Source organism: Dactylosporangium maewongense (assembly GCF_039531485.1).
Lineage (GTDB): Bacteria > Actinomycetota > Actinomycetes > Mycobacteriales > Micromonosporaceae > Dactylosporangium > Dactylosporangium maewongense.
Genome location: NZ_BAAAQD010000026.1, coordinates 24,708 through 39,985, shown reverse-complemented (window position 1 = coordinate 39,985; position 15,278 = coordinate 24,708). Strand labels below are relative to the sequence as shown.

The following is a 15,278-nucleotide window of genomic DNA, read 5'->3' as shown; positions in this document are numbered from 1 at the left end:
GCCGCCGGGTGGTCAGGGCCACCCGCTGTGGCCAGGGCCGGCGGCGACACCCCAGCACGGCCTCGCCGGCACCAGGCCGTGCGGGACTCACACCCCAGGCGCCACCAGGCGCCGCGTGCCACGCTCTGAGCCGAGGTAAGAGATGCTCCGATACGCCGGCAGGCGACTGCTCGCAGCGATACCCCTGCTGTTCTTCGTCCCGTTGCTCGTCTTCGCTCTGATCGAGCTCGCCCCGGGGGACCCGGCCACCATCCTCGCCGGTGACGAACCGACCCCGGAACGCATCGCGGCGATCCGTGAGGAACTCGACCTCAACGATCCGGTCCTGCTCCGCTACATCCAGTGGATCGGCGGCGTCCTGCACGGCAACCTCGGCACGTCCTTCGTCTCGGACCAGAGCGTGACCGACCTGCTGACGCGACGGATGGCGACGACGATGTCGCTGGTGCTCGTCGCGATGATCTTCGCCGTCGTGCTCGGGACCGCCCTGGCGCTCGCGGCCACGCTGCGCTCCGGCGGCATCGTCGACCGGGCCGTCAACTGGTTCGCCTCGATCGCGATCGCCATCCCGGGCTTCTGGTTCGGCCTCGTGCTCGTCTCGGTGTTCGCGGTCGGGCTGCAGATGTTCCCGGCGTTCGGCTTCCAGCCGCTGTCCGCCGGCTTCTGGCCGTGGCTGTCGCACCTCATCCTGCCCGGCTTCGCCCTCGGTCTGCTCCCGGCCGCCGAGGTGACCCTGCAGCTGCGCTCGGCGCTCGGGCAGGTCATGAAGACCGACTACATCCTCAACGCCGAGGCCAAGGGCCTGTCGCGCACCAGCGTCGTGTTCAAGCACTCCCTGAAGAACGCGTGCATCCCCGTCATCACCGTCCTCGGCTTCCGCGTCGCGGAGGTCCTCGCCGGATCGGTGACCATCGAGATGATCTACAACATGCCGGGCCTCGGGCGCACCGCCGTCGAGGCCGTGCAGGGGCGCGACGTCCCGGTCCTGCTCGGCTTCGTCCTGTTCAGCACGACGATCGTCGTGCTCGTCAACCTCATCGTCGACATCTCCTACGGCTACTTCAACCCGAAGGTACGCTCATGAGCGCGAAGCGGACCCCGACGTCCCCGGGGCCAGGGCACGACTCGCACGGAGCCGGCACGCCTGCGGACGGCCTCGCCGGGACCGCGGCCGAGGTGCCCACGGCGGACATCGGCACGGGCGACCCGGAGCCGGCCGCGGCTCCCGGCATCCTCAAGAGCATCGTGCGGCGCCCCACGACGATCGCGGCCGGAGCCTTCCTGCTCGTGCTGACGCTCATCGCGATCCTCGCCCCGGTGCTGGCGCCGCACGACCCCGACGTGCAGAACCTGCTGCTGCGGCTCAAGCCGCCGAGCGCCGAGCACTGGCTGGGGACCGACGACTACGGCCGGGACGTGCTCAGCCGGCTCATCTTCGGGGCGCGGGTCTCGCTGTGGGCGGCGCTGCAGGCCGCGGCCGTCGCGCTCGTGCTCGGCCTGCCCTTCGGCATGATCGCGGGCTACCGCGGCGGCTGGATCGACACGATCCTCACCCGCATCATGGACGCGATCATGAGCGCTCCGTCGCTCGTGCTGGCCATCACCATCGTCGCGGTCCTCGGCTCCGGCATCACCAACGCGATGCTCGCCATCGGCCTGGTCATGGCCCCGCGCTTCTTCCGGGTGGCCCGCGCCGGCACGATGGACGTGCGGCACGAGACCTACATCGAGGCCTCGATCGCCCTGGGGTGCAGCACCCTGCGCACGACGGTGCGGCACGTGCTGCCCAACGTGCTGCCGCCGATCATCCTCGTCATCTCGGTGTCGCTGGGCACCGCCGTCGCGGCCGAGGCGAGCCTGAGCTTCCTCGGGCTGGGCGTGAAGGCCCCCGCGGCCAGCTGGGGCTCGATGCTCTCCACGGCCTCCTCGAACATTCGCCTCGCGCCGTACCTCGTGTGGCCACCCGGCATGATGATCTTCCTCACCGTCCTCGCCTTCACCTACGTCGGTGACGGTGTCCGCCGCGCTCTCGTGCGCACCCGGTCGGGCAACTGACCGGTCCGGCAACAAACAGGAGCTGACATGGCAGGGAAACGGGCGGCCGGCGTGATGGCCCACACCGGGAACGACGCCACCGGCGCGGCGGCGGACCTCCTGCGAGTGGAGAACCTCAACGTCGAGTTCCGCTCCCCCTCGGGTGGGTGGCAGACGACCGTCCAGGACGTCTCGTTCTCGCTGAAGCCGGGCGGGTCGATGGCGCTCGTCGGCGAGTCCGGTTCCGGCAAGACGGTGACCTCGGTCGCGGTGATGGGTCTGACCGGGGCGACGGGCGGGCGGATCGCCTCGGGCCGGATCGTCTTCGACGGCCGGGACCTCACCGCAGGCACGCAGAAGCAGTGGCGGGACCTGCGTGGCCCCGGCATGGGTATGATCTTCCAGCAGCCGATCCGCAGCCTGAACCCGGCCTACACCGTCGGGGACCAGATCGCGGAGTCGGTGCGCAAGCACCTGGGCCTGAACCGCAAGCAGGCCCGGGCCCGCGCCGTCGAGATGCTCGAGATGGTGCAGATCCCGCGGGCGGCGCAGCGGGTCGACGAGTACCCGCACGCGTTCTCCGGCGGCATGTGCCAGCGTGTCATGATCGCGATGGTCATGGCGTGCAACCCGCGCCTGCTCATCGCCGACGAGCCGACGACGGCGCTCGACGTGACGGTGCAGGAGCGGATCCTGGAGCTGTTGCGCGACCTGCAGGAGCAGACCGGGGTGGCGCTGCTGTTCGTCAGCCACGACCTCGCGGTGGTGGCCGAGCTGTGCCAGCAGGTGGTGGTCATGTATGCCGGCGAGGTGGCCGAGAACGCGCCCGCCGAGAAGATCTTCTTCAACCCGCGGCACCCGTACACCTCCGGCCTGATCGGGTCGATCCCGAAGCCGGGCCTGAGCACCGACCGGCGGCTGCGCGCGATTCCCGGTGGTATCCCGGCCCCGGGTGCCTGGCCGCACGGGTGCCGGTTCAGCAGCCGGTGCGCGTTCGCCGAGCCGGGCCGGTGCGACGTGGCCCACCCGGGCCTGATCCGTATGGACGGCGCCGGTGAGCACGACGTGCGATGCGTGCGTGCCGCGGAGCTCTCTCTGGATGGAGTGACGGTCTGATGAGCCTGCTCGAGGTCAGGAACCTCACGAAGTCGTTCAGCTCCGGCAGGGACTGGCTCGGCCGGCGTACGAAGTGGTCGCACGCGGTCAAGGGGGTGAGCTTCGCCCTGGAGCGCGGTGAGTGCCTCGCGGTCGTCGGTGAGTCCGGCGCGGGCAAGTCGACGGTCGGGCGCATGGTGCTGCGCCTCATCGAGCCGGACTCCGGATCGGTGACCTTCGACGGGGTCGACGTGCTGGCCACGAAGCCGAAGCAGCTGCGCGAGCTGCGCCAGCGGATGCAGATGATCTTTCAGGATCCGTACAGCTCGCTCGATCCGCGGATGACGATCAAGGACGCGGTCGCCGAGCCGCTTCTCGTGCACACCGACAAGGACCGTGCCACGCGTGAGCGGGAGGCGGCCGAGCTGCTCGACAGGGTCGGCATCGGATCACGCTATCTGGGGCGCTACCCGGCCGAGCTGTCCGGCGGGCAGCTGCAGCGGGTCGCGATCGCACGGGCGCTGACGATGAAGCCGAGCCTCATCGTGTGCGACGAGCCGGTCGCGGCGCTGGACGTGTCGGTGCGGGCGCAGGTGCTCAACCTGCTGCTGGACCTGAAGGAGGAGCTGGGTCTGGCGTACCTGTTCGTCTGCCACGACCTGGCGCTCGTCGAGGTCATCGCCGACCGGGTCATGGTGATGGCGTCCGGTGAGGTCGTGGAGGCGGACACGACGGCGCAGATCTTCGGCAATCCGCAGCAGGAATACACGAAGAAGCTGCTCGCGGCGATTCCGCTGCCGCTGCCGCGGGACGCGCAGGGCAACCGGCTCGTCGCGCCGGGAAAGGTGGGCTGAACGGTGACCGCTACGACGGGACCGACGCGGACGCAGCTGCTCGCGCGGTTCGCGACGACGACCCACGACGAGGACATCCCCGCGCCGGTGCGTGACTACGGCAAGCTCGTCCTGCTCGACTCGCTCATCTGTGGTCTGGCGGCGGTGCGGTTACGGCGTAGCCGCATGGTCCAGCAGGTCGCCGCCCGGTTCGGCGGCCCGGCCGAGGCGACGGTGTTCGGGTTGGGGCAGCGGGTCGCGGCGATCAACGCCGTGCACGCCAACGCGGACATGATGAACGCGTTGGATGCGGACGACACCTTCTTCAACTCGGCGCACTTCGCGGTGTTCGGGGTCGCGGCCGGACTGGCCGAGGCCGAGCGGCTGCACGCCGGCGGAGCGAGCCTGTTGCGCGCGAGCATCCTCGCCTTCGAGATCAACGCGCGGCTGAACCTGTCGACCTCCCTCATGGCCTTCGAGGACGGGCAGTTCCGCTGGTCGCCGCTGTCGTCGCACGGCTACGCCTCGATGGGCACGGCCGCGGCGTGCGCCGTGGTCGGCGGCTGGGAGCCGGAGCGCCTGGCGCACGCGCTCGGCCTGATCGCCTGGCTGGCCCCGCCGGCGAAGAACACCTACCTGGCCGAGCGGCGCTCGTTCAACGCGTTCAAGTACGGCCCGTACGGTGCGATCGCGCAGGCCGGGATGCTCGGCGCGGCGCTCGCCGAGGAGGGGTACACCGGCGACCTGGACGTGCTGGACCGCACTCCGGGCTTCATCGAGGCGATGGGCTTCCTCGGGGGTGAGCGGCACGAGATGGTCGCCGGCCTGGGGTCGACGTGGTGGATCAGCGAGACCTCGCTCAAGCCGTACCCGACGTGCCGCTTCACCCACGCCGCGCTCGACGCGATCCGCGCGTTCCCGAACACCCACGGTGTGCCGGTGTCGCAGATCGAGTCCATGGAGATCCGGCTGAGCCCGGCGGCCTACCGGACGTTGCAGTTCCGGGAGCCGGCCCAGCAGATTCCGGACACGCTCGGCGCGCCGCTGGACGGCGCCTTCAACATGCCGTACGCAGCGGCGCTGGTGCTGCTCGGGTACGCCCCGGGTCCGCAGTGGTACGACCCGCAGCGGCTGGCCGACCCTGCGGTGTGGGACCTGGCGCGCCGGATCACGACGGCGCCGGACCCGGTGCTCGACGCGGAGTGGGAGGCCGATCTCAAGGAGCACCCGGGCGGTCAGATCCGCCGGACGCGGGGTGCGCTGACGATCAGGGCCGGTGGCCGGGAGTACGTTGTCGAGTCGGACTTCGCCCAGGGCGACCCGTGGGACGAGGCGACCCGGGCGGACTGGGACTTCGTGGCCGGCAAGCTGGCGACGTTCTGCGACGGGATTCTCGATGCGGGCACGCAGGAGCAGCTCGTCGAGGTGGTCCGGGGTATCGAGGACGTCGCCGACGTCGCCGAGACGTTGTCACCGTTGCTGGCCCGGGCGGCGCAATGAGCCGCCGGGACCGCATCGGTGCGGAGACGAGGTCGTTCGCCTCCTACGGCCGGCCGTGGCTGGTGGTCATCCGTGGGCCGCGCGGGATGGCGTTCGACCGGTTCCTCGTGCGACGGACCGGGTTCTCGCTCGTGTCGTTGCAGTACGCGCTGGCGGGCAGGTTCCCGTACAACCCCACGCTGCTGCTGACGACGGTGGGCCGCCGGTCGGGGCAGCTGCGCGACGCGGCGTTGCCGTACGTGCCGTACGGGCCGGACCTGGTGGTCGTCGGCTCCAAGGGCGGCGGCCCGACGGATCCGGCCTGGGTGGTCAATGCGCGTCACCACGAACTGTGCTGGATCGTCCTGCGGCGCAAGACGATCGCGGTGCGGGCGCGGGTGACCGACGGGGAGCGCGACCCGGAGCTGCTGGCGCACGTCGTGGCGCACAAGCCGAATGTGGCGCGCTACGTCGAACGGGCCGCGGGATTCGGACGGCAGATCCCGCTCGTCGTGCTGTCCGCCGTGTCGGGTGAGTCGCTCACCCAGGGTCTCAAGCGGTCGTGAGGACGATCCGCCCGACGAAGTCGGAGGCCTCCAGCTGGTCGTGCGCGGCCGCGGCCTGATCGAGCGGGTGCGTGGCGGCGATCGCGGGGGCGGCGGTGACGGCCGAGAGGGTGAGGGCCTCGCACAGCTGGCGGGCCACCGCCTCGGGCCCGGGCCGCCCGATGCCGCGCAGCGTCCAGCCCTTGACCATGAGCCGACCCAGGTGCAGGTGGGCGTGGCTGCCGGCGGTGACGCCGCAGGTGACCAGCCGCCCGCCGGGGGCGAGGATCTTAAGCACGTCGGACCACAAGGTGCCGCCGACCGACTCGACGATGACGTCGGCCTCGCCGCCGGGCAGGGCGGCACGCAGGGCGTCCACGACGTCCGGGCGGTAGTGGTCCACGGCGTCGAGGGCGCCGAGGGCGCGCACGGCGTCAGCCTTCGCCGGGGCGCTGGTACCGATGACGCGCGCGCCCAGGTGGTGGGCGTACTGGACGGCGAAGGTGCCGACGGCGCCGGCGGCGGCCACGACGAGGACCCGGTCGCCGGGGCGCACCCCGGCGAGGTTGATGACCGCGTCGTAGGCGGTGCGTCCGGCGGTGGGCACCGCGGCGGCGTGGACGGCGTCGAGCGCGACCGGCCGTGGGAAACAGTGCGTGGCCGGGACGACGGCGAGCTCGGCGTGGGTGCCGGTGGTCAGCCCGACGACCGCGTCGCCGGGAGTGAAGCCGGTGACGCCGGGACCGGTCCGTACGACGGTGCCGGCGACGTCCCGGCCGAGGATCGTCGGCCCGGTGACCGCCATGCCGTGGGTGCCGCGACGGATGTAGGTGTCGACCCGGTCCAGACTCGCTGCCTGGACCTTCACGAGCACCTGACCGGGGCCGGGCGTCGGGGCCTCGAGCCGGCCGAGACGCAGGCTGTCGGGGGAGCCGGAGTCGAGGACGTAGCTGGCGAGCACGGGGCTCCTCTCAGAGCAGGGCGAGGGTGGCGGAGGCGATGACGTGGTCACCGAGGCTGTTGGTGCCGCGGACGTCGACGGTGACGTGCGTTCCCCCGCTGGCCTCGGGCGCTCGCTGCAGGCCGGTGACGACACCGTCGAGGGTGAGGGTGTCGCCGGGGTGGTTCTGCGCGGCGAGGCGGGTGCGGAAGCCGACGACGCGAGCTTCCGGCCCGGCCCAGTCGGTGAGGTAGCAGTTGACCAGCGCGCTCGAGCCGAGGATGTTCATGTAGACGTCGCGGGCGCCTCGTTCGTGGGCCGCGTCGCGGTCGAGGTGCACGTCGTTGAAGTCGAAGGTCGCGGTGGCCAGTGCCGCGATGGACAGCTGGGTGACGGGGACCGGCCAAGGGGGGAGGCGCTGCCCGGTGCTCACCTCGGCTGCGGTGCGGGTGCCCGTGCGGCGTTCGGGTCGCGGGGCGGTGAGCACCGGCAGGACCTGGCCGTCGCGGGTGCGTCGGTGGGCCACGACGACCGGCATGCCGTCGTGCACGAGGTCGGGGCGCAGGTCCACGACGTCTGCGGTGAGGCGGGTCCCGTCGGCGAGCTCGGCGGTGCCGACGAGGTAAGGGCGCTCGTCGAGAGGGGCGGCGGCGTAGCCGGGTTGCAGGTGCGCGGTCAGGGTGCCGGTGGTGCCGGCAGGCGGCAGGTCGGCCGGGGCGGCGCCGACCGGGCGTACCGGCCGGGCGAGGCGGTCCCCGGGTGTCGCGGGGACCTCGGTGCGGGTCGCCGGGTTCCAGCGCAGCATCCGCAGGACGACGCGTCCGACCGGCTCGCCCTCGACGGTGCGGTACTCGCTGACGAGGTCGACAAAGTGGCCCTGGCCGAGGCGGGTGGACTTCTGCGGGGAGACCGCGCCGATGGAGGGGAACTGCTCGAGGTGGTCGCCGACGCGCAGCGGGCGCACGTAGGTGTGCTCCGTCTGCACCGCGGCCACCGAGGTGAAGCCGCGCTCGGCGAGGACCTCGTTGACCCGGTCGAGGCTCTCGGCGTGGCGGTGGCTGCGCCGGTTGCCCGGCAGGGTCCACATGTTCAGTGAGGTCGCCGGTGCCACGATGCCGCCCCAGGCGGAGCGGGCGGCCCACTGGGGGTCCTGGTAGGCGGGGTTCTCGTCGCCGACGGCGTCGCACCAGATACGGATGGCGGCCTCGGTGACCGGGTCCTTGGCCCGGCGGGGTGGGTCAGCGAGACCGATCAGGGCGTCGAGCCGGGCACGGAAGGCCGCGTCGCTGGCGGTCATGGGGCTCCTTCGCGGACGATACAGTCAACCAAGCGCTTGCTTGACTGTAGGAGGGGGTCGCCCTAGGGTCAAGGCTCAGCGGTCGAACGAGCCGCACCGCCCACCCGCGAGAGGGCCGGAAGTGATCCCGAGCACCCCAGAGACCGCCACCCGCGCGTTCTTCTCGTTCCCGAAGGTGACCGACCCCGCCCGCCACCGCGACTACAACGCGTGGCACCAGCTCGACCACCGCCCCGAGAACCTCGCCCTGCCCGGCGTCGTCCACGGTGACCGCTGGGTGCGCACCCCCGCGTGCGAGCGGCTCGGCAGCTACCCCGACGCCGCACTCGCCGGCAGTCAGTACATGGCGATGTACTGGTTCGCCGAGCCGGCCGCTGACTCGATCCGCGAGTGGAAGGACCTCGGCGACCGGGCGATCCACCAGGGCCGGCGACCGGAGCTGGCCTGGACCGAACGGCCGATGACCCGGATGTTCCGCCCCGTCCAGGGCTACGTGGCCCCTCGTGCGCTCGTCACCCTCGCCGCGCTGCCGTTCCGGCCCAACCGCGGGGTGCACGTCGAGGTGAGCCGGGTCGAGACCTCGCAGCACCCCGATGTGGCCGACCTGTCCCAGTTCGAGCACGAGACCCAGGTGCCCGACCTGCTCGCGCGCGACGGCGTTGCGGGCGTGTGGACCTTCCGCAGCGCCCCGAGCGGCAGCAACCCCACCGGGCCGGTCGTGCGGATCCGGCTCATCTACCTCGAGGCCGACCCGGTCGAGTTCACGCGGGCCCTGGCCGCGGACCCGCTGCCCGCCCCGCCCGCGGCGCTCGCCGGCACGGCCAGCCCGCTGCTCACCGGGCCCCTGGCCACCATCACCCCCTGGGTGTGGGACTGGTTCGACGAGCCCGCCGCTGCGGCGACGGACAGCGTGGCCCGGGGATGAGCGAGGTCACCGGCCTGCTCGAGCGCTACGGGCCATGGGCGCTGGTCGTCGGCGGTTCCGAGGGGGTCGGCGCCGCCTTCGCCGACCAACTGGCCCGGGCCGGCCTCGGCGTCGTGCTCGTCGCCCGCAAGCCCGAGGTCCTCAACGAGGTCGCCGACCGGGTCCGGTCCCACGGGGCCCCGTGCCGCGCGCTCGCCCTGGACCTGCTCGACGCGGACGCGACCACCAGGATCGTCGAGGCCGTCGCCGATCTCGACCTCGGCCTGCTCGTCCTCAACGCCGGCGCGAACACCTACCGCAGCCGCTTCGTCGAGGCGGATCCCGCCCGGGTCCAGGCCGTCATCGACCTCAACGTCACCCGCCCGCTGGAGCTCTGCCGGGAGCTCGGTGCCCGGCTCGCCGCGCGTGGCCGCGGCGGCATCCTCGTCGTCGGCTCCTCGGCCGGCTACCTCGGCCACGCCGACATCAGCATCTACGCCGCGGCGAAGTCCTTCGCCCGGATCTTCACCGAGGGCCTGTGGCTCGAGCTCGGACAGGTCGGCGTCGACGTGCTGCACCTCGTGCTCGGGCTCACCGCCACCCCCGCCATGGAGCGGGCCGGCCTCGACCTGACCGGCGCAGCCGACCCGGCCGATGTCGCCGCCCAGGGGCTGGCCGCCATGGGTGCCGGCCCGGTGCACGTCGTGCGCCAGCAGGCCGAGGTCGTCGCGCGGCGCTCCGCTGCGGACCGGGCCGCCCTGGTCGCCGGCAATTACCGCGGGATGCGCGCGATGCTCGGCCGATCGAGCCCCGACCCGACCTGACGGCCCGGGGCGACGACCCGCACGGACGACTCAGGACCCGCCGTGCGGGTCCGGCTCACCGGCCCCGGGACCCGGGCCGCCGGGCGGCCACGGGCGGCTGACCGGGTCGGACCCGTCGCGGGCTCCCCGCAGCGAGGCGTCGGGGATCGGCCACTGTCCGGCGAGGTCGTCGACCCGCTGCCACTCCGAGACGGTCAGGCGTTCCTGCACCCGCCACTCACCCGCGCGGCGGGTGACGAGGTCGACGTAGCGGAACCCGCTGACGATGTTGCCGTGCGGCGGCTCGGACGTGCTGCGCTGCAACGCGATGCCGTACGTCTCGGCCCGGGCCCGGTCCGGCTGCGCCGGGTCGAGCTCGACCAGGACGTTCGTCAGGTAGTGCATCGTCATGGTGCGCCGCGCCACGAGCGCGAAGACCACGTCAAGCGTCGTGTCCCGGTCGGCCACGGTCCCGCCGAGGGTGATCCGGGCGTCCGGATGGAAGGCGCTCGCTGCCAGGTCCCGGTCCATCCGGTCCACCCCGCGCGCGTAGCGCAGCAGTGCCCGCTCGATGGCCCGCTCGGCGAGCAGTACGTCCAGCTCGCCCGGGCCGGACCGGAAGGGCTGGGGGACGCCGGCGGTCGCGGGCCGCGTCGCCGCGGGTGTGGTCGGGCGGGACCGGTCGGTCACGGCGAACTCCTGGAAGTGAGCGGTGAACAACGGGGGAGGTCGGTCATGTCGCGGGCACGGGGTCGCTGTCCCCGCGGCGGCGCAACCGCACGAGCACCGCGGCCGCCATGGCCAGGCACGCGGCGGCGTACAGCAGGAAGGCGGTCGCGGAGCCGAACCACGTGCTCAGCCCGCCGAGCAGGAGGGCACCGAACGGCATACCGCCCCAGCCGAGGAAGTAGAGGCTCATCACCCGGCCGCGCTGCGCGTCGTCGACGACCCGCTGGACGATCGTCTGCAGGGTCACCATGGTGCCGATGCTGAACGCGCCGCACAGCAGCGCGGCCCCCGCGAGCAGGGGCACTGTCGGTGCCGTGCCGAGCAGTGCGGTGCTGACGGCGAGCAGGCCGAGGATGATCGCGGCGTGCCGCACGGTCGCGATGCGCTTGGAGAGCCGGGCGACGACGAGGACCCCCATGAGCGAGCCCAGCCCGGTCAGGGCCACGAGCATGGGGAAGACCGTGTCCGGGTGGTCCGAGGTCGAGGCCGCCCGGACGGCGAGCTGGGTCGTGAAGGCGCACCCGAAGAACGCGTTCACCCCGACGATGGTCAGGCAGAGGGCGGCCGGTGGCCGCTGCAGGGCGTGCCGGATGCCGGCGCTGACCTGCGCGGTCAGGCTCTCCCGGACCATCGGGACGGCCGGCGGGACGCGACGGGTCCGGATGGCGAACGCGGCCGCGACCGAGGCGAGGCTGAGCGTGGCGTACATCATGAACGTGCCCAGCGCTCCCCAGGCCACGAGGATCAGCCCGGCGACGGCAGGGCCGATCGAGCGGGCGAGGTTGAGCCCGGCAGCCTGGAGCGGGACGGCGGTGCCGAGCGCCTCGGCCGGGACGGTGTTGGCCACGAGGGCCTGGGTCACCGGCGACAGGAAGCTGATCCCGGTGCCGGCGAGGAAGGCGAGCCCGAGCAGCACGGGCAGGTCGGCGATCTCGGCCGCGACCGTCGCCGCGCAGACCCCGGCCAGGACGCTGACCGCCAGGAGCACACCGATCTGCAGCCGCCGCCGGTCGAAGGCGTCGGCGAGCACCCCGGCCGGGATGGAGAAGAGGGTGTACGGCACGAGCAGGCAGAAGAAGAGTGCGCCCATCGTCGCCGGGGTGCCGTCGACCTCGGAGAGCACCGACTGGAAGGCGATGTTGCAGCCCCAGTAGCCGCCCTGCGACAGCACCAGGGTCAGGAGCACGAAGCGGAAGTCTCGGAATCGCAGTGCCGAGAACATTCCCACGTCATCGCCGTCCTTCTGGTCGTTTTCCGCACCCTACCAAGCGCTTGCTTGCATCGCCAGTGCGGGTGTGGTTGTCTGGCCGCACCTCGAGTGAAAGGACGTGTGGTGGGCGGCTTCTGCGCAGGACGCACGGTGATCGTGACCGGTGCCGGACAGGGACTGGGCCGGGCCCATGCCCTCGAGTTCGCCCGGCAGGGCGCCGACGTCGTCGTCAACGACATCGACAGCAACCGGGCGGCGGCCCAGGCCGTCGTCGACGAGATCCTCGCGTCCGGCGCCCGAGCGGTCGTCAGCACCGGCGACGTCAGCGACTGGTCCTACGGTGAGCGCCTCGTGCGCGAGGCCGTCGAGACCTTCGGCGGGCTGCACACCCTCGTGAACAACGCCGGCATCAACCGCGACCGGATGCTGGTCAACATGAGCGAGCAGGAGTGGGACCTCGTCCTGCAGGTCGACCTCAAGGGCCACTTCGTGCCGATGCGCCACGCCGCCGCCTACTGGCGGGACGAGGCCAAGGCCGGCCGCCAGGTCGCCGCGCGCGTCGTCAACACGTCCTCCGGCGCCGGGCTCATGGGCAGCGTCGGGCAGGGCAACTACGGCGCCGCCAAGGCCGGGATCGCCGCCCTGACCCAGATCGCGGCCGCCGAGTGGGCCCGCTACGGCATCGTGGTCAACGCGATCGCCCCCTCGGCCCGCACCCCGATGACCGAGGCCGTCTTCGCCGAGGCGATGGCCGCCCCCGAGACGGGATTCGACGCGATGGACCCGGCCAACGTCTCCCCACTCGTGGTCTGGCTCGGTTCCGACGCCGCGCGGGCCGTGACCGGCGCCGTCTTCGAGGCCGCAGGCGGTGAGGTCTCGCTCGCCGACGGCTGGCGCCACGGGCTGGCCGCCACCAAGGGTGAGCGGTGGGAGCCGGAGGAGCTCACCGGCGCGATCGCGGACCTCATCGCCCGCTCCGAGCCGCCGACCCCCGTCTACGGCGCCTGACATGGGTTCGGAGGCGGCGCGGGCCACCGGAGCACCGGTGAGCGACGAGCAGTTCCGGGCCGAGATCCGCGGCTGGCTCCACGAGGCCCTCACCGGGCCGTTCGCCGAGGCCGTCGGCACCGGCGGCGAGGGGCGCGAGCACGAGGCGCACGAGTTGCGCCGCGAGTGGGAGCGTCACCTGGGCAGGGCCGGCTGGATCGGTCTCGGCTGGCCCAGCGAGTACGGCGGACGCCCGGCGACCCTGGCCCAGCAGGTCATCTTCCACGAGGAGTACGCCCGCGCCGGCGCCCCCGGCCGGCTCGGGCACATGTCCGAGCAGCTGCTCGGCCCGACCCTGCTCGCCTTCGGCACGCCGGAGCAGAAGGCGCGGTTCCTGCCCGGCATCACCAGCGGCGAGGACATCTGGTGCCAGGGCTACTCCGAGCCCGACGCCGGCTCGGACCTCGCCGGGGTCCGCACCCGCGCCGAGCGACGGGGCGACACCTACGTCATCACCGGGCAGAAGGTGTGGACCTCGCTCGCGCACCTGGCCGACTGGTGCTTCGTCCTTTGCCGCACCGACCCCGACTCGACCCGCCATGCGGGCCTGTCCTGCCTGCTCGTGCCGATGGACCAGCCCGGGATCACGGTGCGCCCCATCACCCAGCTGACCGGCACGAGCGAGTTCAACGAGGTCTTCTTCGACGGAGCCGTCGCCGCCGCCGAGCACCGCGTCGGCGCCGAGGGCGCGGGCTGGAAGGTCGCCATGGGCACGCTGGGCTTCGAGCGCGGCGTGTCCACCCTCGGTCAGCAGATCGGCTTCCGCCGGCGGCTCGACGCCGTCATCGCCCGGGCCCACGACAACGGCGCCTGGCAGGACCCGGCGCTGCGGGACCGCTTGATCGACGCCTACATCGGGCTGCAGGTGATGCGGCACTCGGCGGTGCGGCTGCTGGCGTCCGCCGGTGAGGGGCTGTCCGGCCTGGAGGCGTCGATCTCCAAGCTGCAGTGGGCGACGTGGAACCGCTCGCTCGGCGAGCTTGCGGTCGACGTCGAGGGGGCCGGGGCGCTGCTCACCGGGCCTGCGTACGAGCTGGACGACGCCCAGACCCATTTCCTCTTCAGCCGCGCCAACACGATCTACGGCGGCTCCAACGAGATCCAGCGCAACATCATCGCCGAGCGCCTGCTCGGCCTGCCGCGATGAGGTGATGACGATGCCCGAAGCGAACGCCGACCCTCAGCCGGTGGCCGAGGAGCTGGCCCAGATCCGCGTTTCCGTCGCCGAGATCCTCGACGAGCGGGCCGACCTGCGCCGTACCCATGAGGTCATGGTCGGGGCGCCGGGCCACGACCCGCAGCTGCATGAGCTGCTCGCGGCCGAGCTGGGCCTGCTCGGACTCGTCGTGCCGGAGCACCTCGGCGGGCTCGGCGCCGACGTGGCCGCCGGGACCGCCGTCATCGAGGAGCTCGGGGCCCGGCTCGTGCCCGGCGCGCTCGCGACGAGCCTCACCGCGATCCTCGCCGCCCGGGCCATCGGCGCGAGCGCCGAGCCCCTGCTGGCGCGCGTCGTGGACGAGCAGCTGACCCTGGCCATTGCCATCGCCGAGGACGGCACGGGCTGGGACCTCGAGCAGACCGCCACCCGCGCCGGCGGCACCGGCGGCGAGTGGGCGCTCACCGGGACCAAGACCCTCGCCGTCGGGGTCGAAGCCGCCCGGGTCGTCCTCGTCACCGCTCGGGACGCGGGCGGTGAACTGGGCGTCTACGCCGTGGACCGGGCCGCCGACGGGGTGGAGGTGCAGACGCACATGACGCTCGACCAGACCCGGCGGCTGAGCACGGTGCACCTACGCGGGGCCGCCGCCACCCGGGTCGATGCCCCCGGCGGCGAGGGCACCCGGGTGCTGCTCGACCACGTGCGCGCCATGCTCGCACTGGAGTCGGCCGCCGCCGCCCGCGCCTGCCTCGACCGCACCGTCGAGTACCTCAAGGTCCGCGAGCAGTTCGGCCGCCCGATCGGGTCGTTCCAGGCCCTCAAGCATCGCTGTGCCGACCTCGCCGTCGCGGTCGCCGGGGCGAGGGCCACGGCCGACCACCTGGTCACAACGCTGCGCACCGGCGCCGCCACGCGCTCGCACGACGCGGCACTGGCCAAGCTCGTGTGCACCGACACGCTGATGACCGTGGCCGCCGAGGCGATCCAGTTGCACGGCGGCATCGGGTTCACCTTCGAGCACGACGCGCATCTGTTCTTCAAACGCGGGAAGTCGGCCCAGCTGCTGGCCGGTGACCCGTCGGCGGTTCGCGCCGAGGTGGCGGCGCTCGCCGGGCTCTGAGCCGGCCGCCGACGTCTACGGCAGGCAGCAGCGCACGACCGAGGGGGTCCGCACCGACGCGCGGACCCCCTCTGTCGTGCCTG

At 72.7% G+C, this 15,278-nt stretch carries 15 protein-coding genes; 11 read left to right on the top strand and 4 right to left on the bottom strand.

Going from position 1 to position 15,278, the window contains the following annotated elements; genetic code table 11:
- Positions 1-142: 142 nt before the first annotated feature.
- Genes ABD332_RS45840 through ABD332_RS45815 form a run of 6 tightly spaced genes read left to right on the top strand, consistent with a single transcriptional unit; the run spans position 143 to position 6,007 of the window.
- On the top strand, positions 143-1,084 hold the full coding sequence (locus ABD332_RS45840; RefSeq protein ID WP_344510865.1) for an ABC transporter permease: 942 nt from the start codon (positions 143-145) through the stop codon (positions 1,082-1,084).
- Positions 1,081-2,055, top strand: coding sequence for an ABC transporter permease (locus ABD332_RS45835; RefSeq protein WP_344510863.1), 975 nt, complete (start codon positions 1,081-1,083; stop codon positions 2,053-2,055). The genes ABD332_RS45840 and ABD332_RS45835 overlap by 4 nt, the downstream gene beginning before the upstream one ends.
- Before the next feature lie 27 nt (positions 2,056-2,082).
- Complete coding sequence (locus ABD332_RS45830) at positions 2,083-3,150, top strand: ABC transporter ATP-binding protein (RefSeq protein ID WP_344510861.1); 1,068 nt, start codon at positions 2,083-2,085, stop codon at positions 3,148-3,150.
- Entirely contained in the window at positions 3,150-3,983 is an 834-nt protein-coding gene (locus ABD332_RS45825; RefSeq protein ID WP_344510859.1) for an ATP-binding cassette domain-containing protein, read from the top strand. Before ABD332_RS45830 ends, ABD332_RS45825 begins: the two co-directional genes overlap by 1 nt.
- A 3-nt stretch (positions 3,984-3,986) precedes the next feature.
- Entirely contained in the window at positions 3,987-5,462 is a 1,476-nt protein-coding gene (locus ABD332_RS45820) for an MmgE/PrpD family protein (protein ID WP_344510857.1), read from the top strand.
- Positions 5,459-6,007: a nitroreductase/quinone reductase family protein gene (locus ABD332_RS45815; RefSeq protein WP_344510855.1), complete on the top strand. Its 549-nt coding sequence runs from the start codon at positions 5,459-5,461 to the stop codon at positions 6,005-6,007. The genes ABD332_RS45820 and ABD332_RS45815 overlap by 4 nt, the downstream gene beginning before the upstream one ends.
- On the opposite strand, the gene ABD332_RS45810 is transcribed toward ABD332_RS45815, so the two are convergent.
- The gene (locus ABD332_RS45810) at positions 5,994-6,947 is read right to left on the bottom strand and encodes a quinone oxidoreductase family protein (RefSeq protein ID WP_344510853.1); all 954 of its coding nucleotides are present in this window, start codon (positions 6,945-6,947) and stop codon (positions 5,994-5,996) included. The two genes, ABD332_RS45815 and ABD332_RS45810, sit on opposite strands and share 14 nt — an antisense overlap.
- Positions 6,948-6,957: 10 nt before the next feature.
- Positions 6,958-8,223 carry an FAS1-like dehydratase domain-containing protein gene (locus ABD332_RS45805; protein WP_344510851.1) on the bottom strand — a complete coding sequence of 422 codons (1,266 nt, stop codon included), beginning with the start codon at positions 8,221-8,223 and terminating at the stop codon, positions 6,958-6,960.
- A 121-nt stretch (positions 8,224-8,344) separates the two neighbouring features.
- On the opposite strand from ABD332_RS45805, the gene ABD332_RS45800 reads away from it, so the two are divergent.
- Together ABD332_RS45800 and ABD332_RS45795 are read left to right on the top strand one after the other, a co-directional pair.
- Positions 8,345-9,148, top strand: coding sequence for a hypothetical protein (locus ABD332_RS45800; RefSeq protein WP_344510849.1), 804 nt, complete (start codon positions 8,345-8,347; stop codon positions 9,146-9,148).
- A complete protein-coding gene (locus ABD332_RS45795; protein WP_344510847.1) occupies positions 9,145-9,951 on the top strand; it encodes an SDR family NAD(P)-dependent oxidoreductase in 807 nt (268 codons plus the stop codon). The genes ABD332_RS45800 and ABD332_RS45795 overlap by 4 nt, the downstream gene beginning before the upstream one ends.
- Before the next feature lie 30 nt (positions 9,952-9,981).
- On the opposite strand, the gene ABD332_RS45790 is transcribed toward ABD332_RS45795, so the two are convergent.
- Together ABD332_RS45790 and ABD332_RS45785 are read right to left on the bottom strand one after the other, a co-directional pair.
- Positions 9,982-10,620: a nuclear transport factor 2 family protein gene (locus ABD332_RS45790; protein WP_344510845.1), complete on the bottom strand. Its 639-nt coding sequence runs from the start codon at positions 10,618-10,620 to the stop codon at positions 9,982-9,984.
- Between the two features lie 43 nt (positions 10,621-10,663).
- On the bottom strand, positions 10,664-11,881 hold the full coding sequence (locus ABD332_RS45785; protein ID WP_344511112.1) for an MFS transporter: 1,218 nt from the start codon (positions 11,879-11,881) through the stop codon (positions 10,664-10,666).
- 96 nt (positions 11,882-11,977) lie between these two features.
- On the opposite strand from ABD332_RS45785, the gene ABD332_RS45780 reads away from it, so the two are divergent.
- The 3 genes from ABD332_RS45780 to ABD332_RS45770 are packed head-to-tail and all read left to right on the top strand — an operon-like array spanning position 11,978 to position 15,195.
- Positions 11,978-12,877, top strand: coding sequence for an SDR family oxidoreductase (locus ABD332_RS45780; RefSeq protein ID WP_344510843.1), 900 nt, complete (start codon positions 11,978-11,980; stop codon positions 12,875-12,877).
- A gap of 37 nt (positions 12,878-12,914) precedes the next feature.
- Positions 12,915-14,063, top strand: coding sequence for an acyl-CoA dehydrogenase family protein (locus ABD332_RS45775; RefSeq protein ID WP_344511110.1), 1,149 nt, complete (start codon positions 12,915-12,917; stop codon positions 14,061-14,063).
- 10 nt (positions 14,064-14,073) lie between these two features.
- Positions 14,074-15,195 (top strand): acyl-CoA dehydrogenase family protein, encoded by a 1,122-nt coding sequence (locus ABD332_RS45770; RefSeq protein ID WP_344510841.1) that lies wholly within the window; start codon positions 14,074-14,076, stop codon positions 15,193-15,195.
- The last annotated feature ends 83 nt before the right edge of the window (positions 15,196-15,278 follow it).

What these genes read in the sequence shown, in the direction of transcription:
- ABD332_RS45840 (WP_344510865.1), top strand. Translation starts at nt 143, where the DNA reads ATGCTCCGATACGCCGGCAGGCGACTGCTCGCAGCGATACCCCTGCTG.
- ABD332_RS45835 (WP_344510863.1), top strand. Translation starts at nt 1,081, where the DNA reads ATGAGCGCGAAGCGGACCCCGACGTCCCCGGGGCCAGGGCACGACTCG.
- ABD332_RS45830 (WP_344510861.1), top strand. Translation starts at nt 2,083, where the DNA reads ATGGCAGGGAAACGGGCGGCCGGCGTGATGGCCCACACCGGGAACGAC.
- ABD332_RS45825 (WP_344510859.1), top strand. Translation starts at nt 3,150, where the DNA reads ATGAGCCTGCTCGAGGTCAGGAACCTCACGAAGTCGTTCAGCTCCGGC.
- ABD332_RS45815 (WP_344510855.1), top strand. Translation starts at nt 5,459, where the DNA reads ATGAGCCGCCGGGACCGCATCGGTGCGGAGACGAGGTCGTTCGCCTCC.
- ABD332_RS45805 (WP_344510851.1), bottom strand. Translation starts at nt 8,223, where the DNA reads ATGACCGCCAGCGACGCGGCCTTCCGTGCCCGGCTCGACGCCCTGATC.
- ABD332_RS45795 (WP_344510847.1), top strand. Translation starts at nt 9,145, where the DNA reads ATGAGCGAGGTCACCGGCCTGCTCGAGCGCTACGGGCCATGGGCGCTG.
- ABD332_RS45785 (WP_344511112.1), bottom strand. Translation starts at nt 11,881, where the DNA reads ATGTTCTCGGCACTGCGATTCCGAGACTTCCGCTTCGTGCTCCTGACC.
- ABD332_RS45770 (WP_344510841.1), top strand. Translation starts at nt 14,074, where the DNA reads ATGCCCGAAGCGAACGCCGACCCTCAGCCGGTGGCCGAGGAGCTGGCC.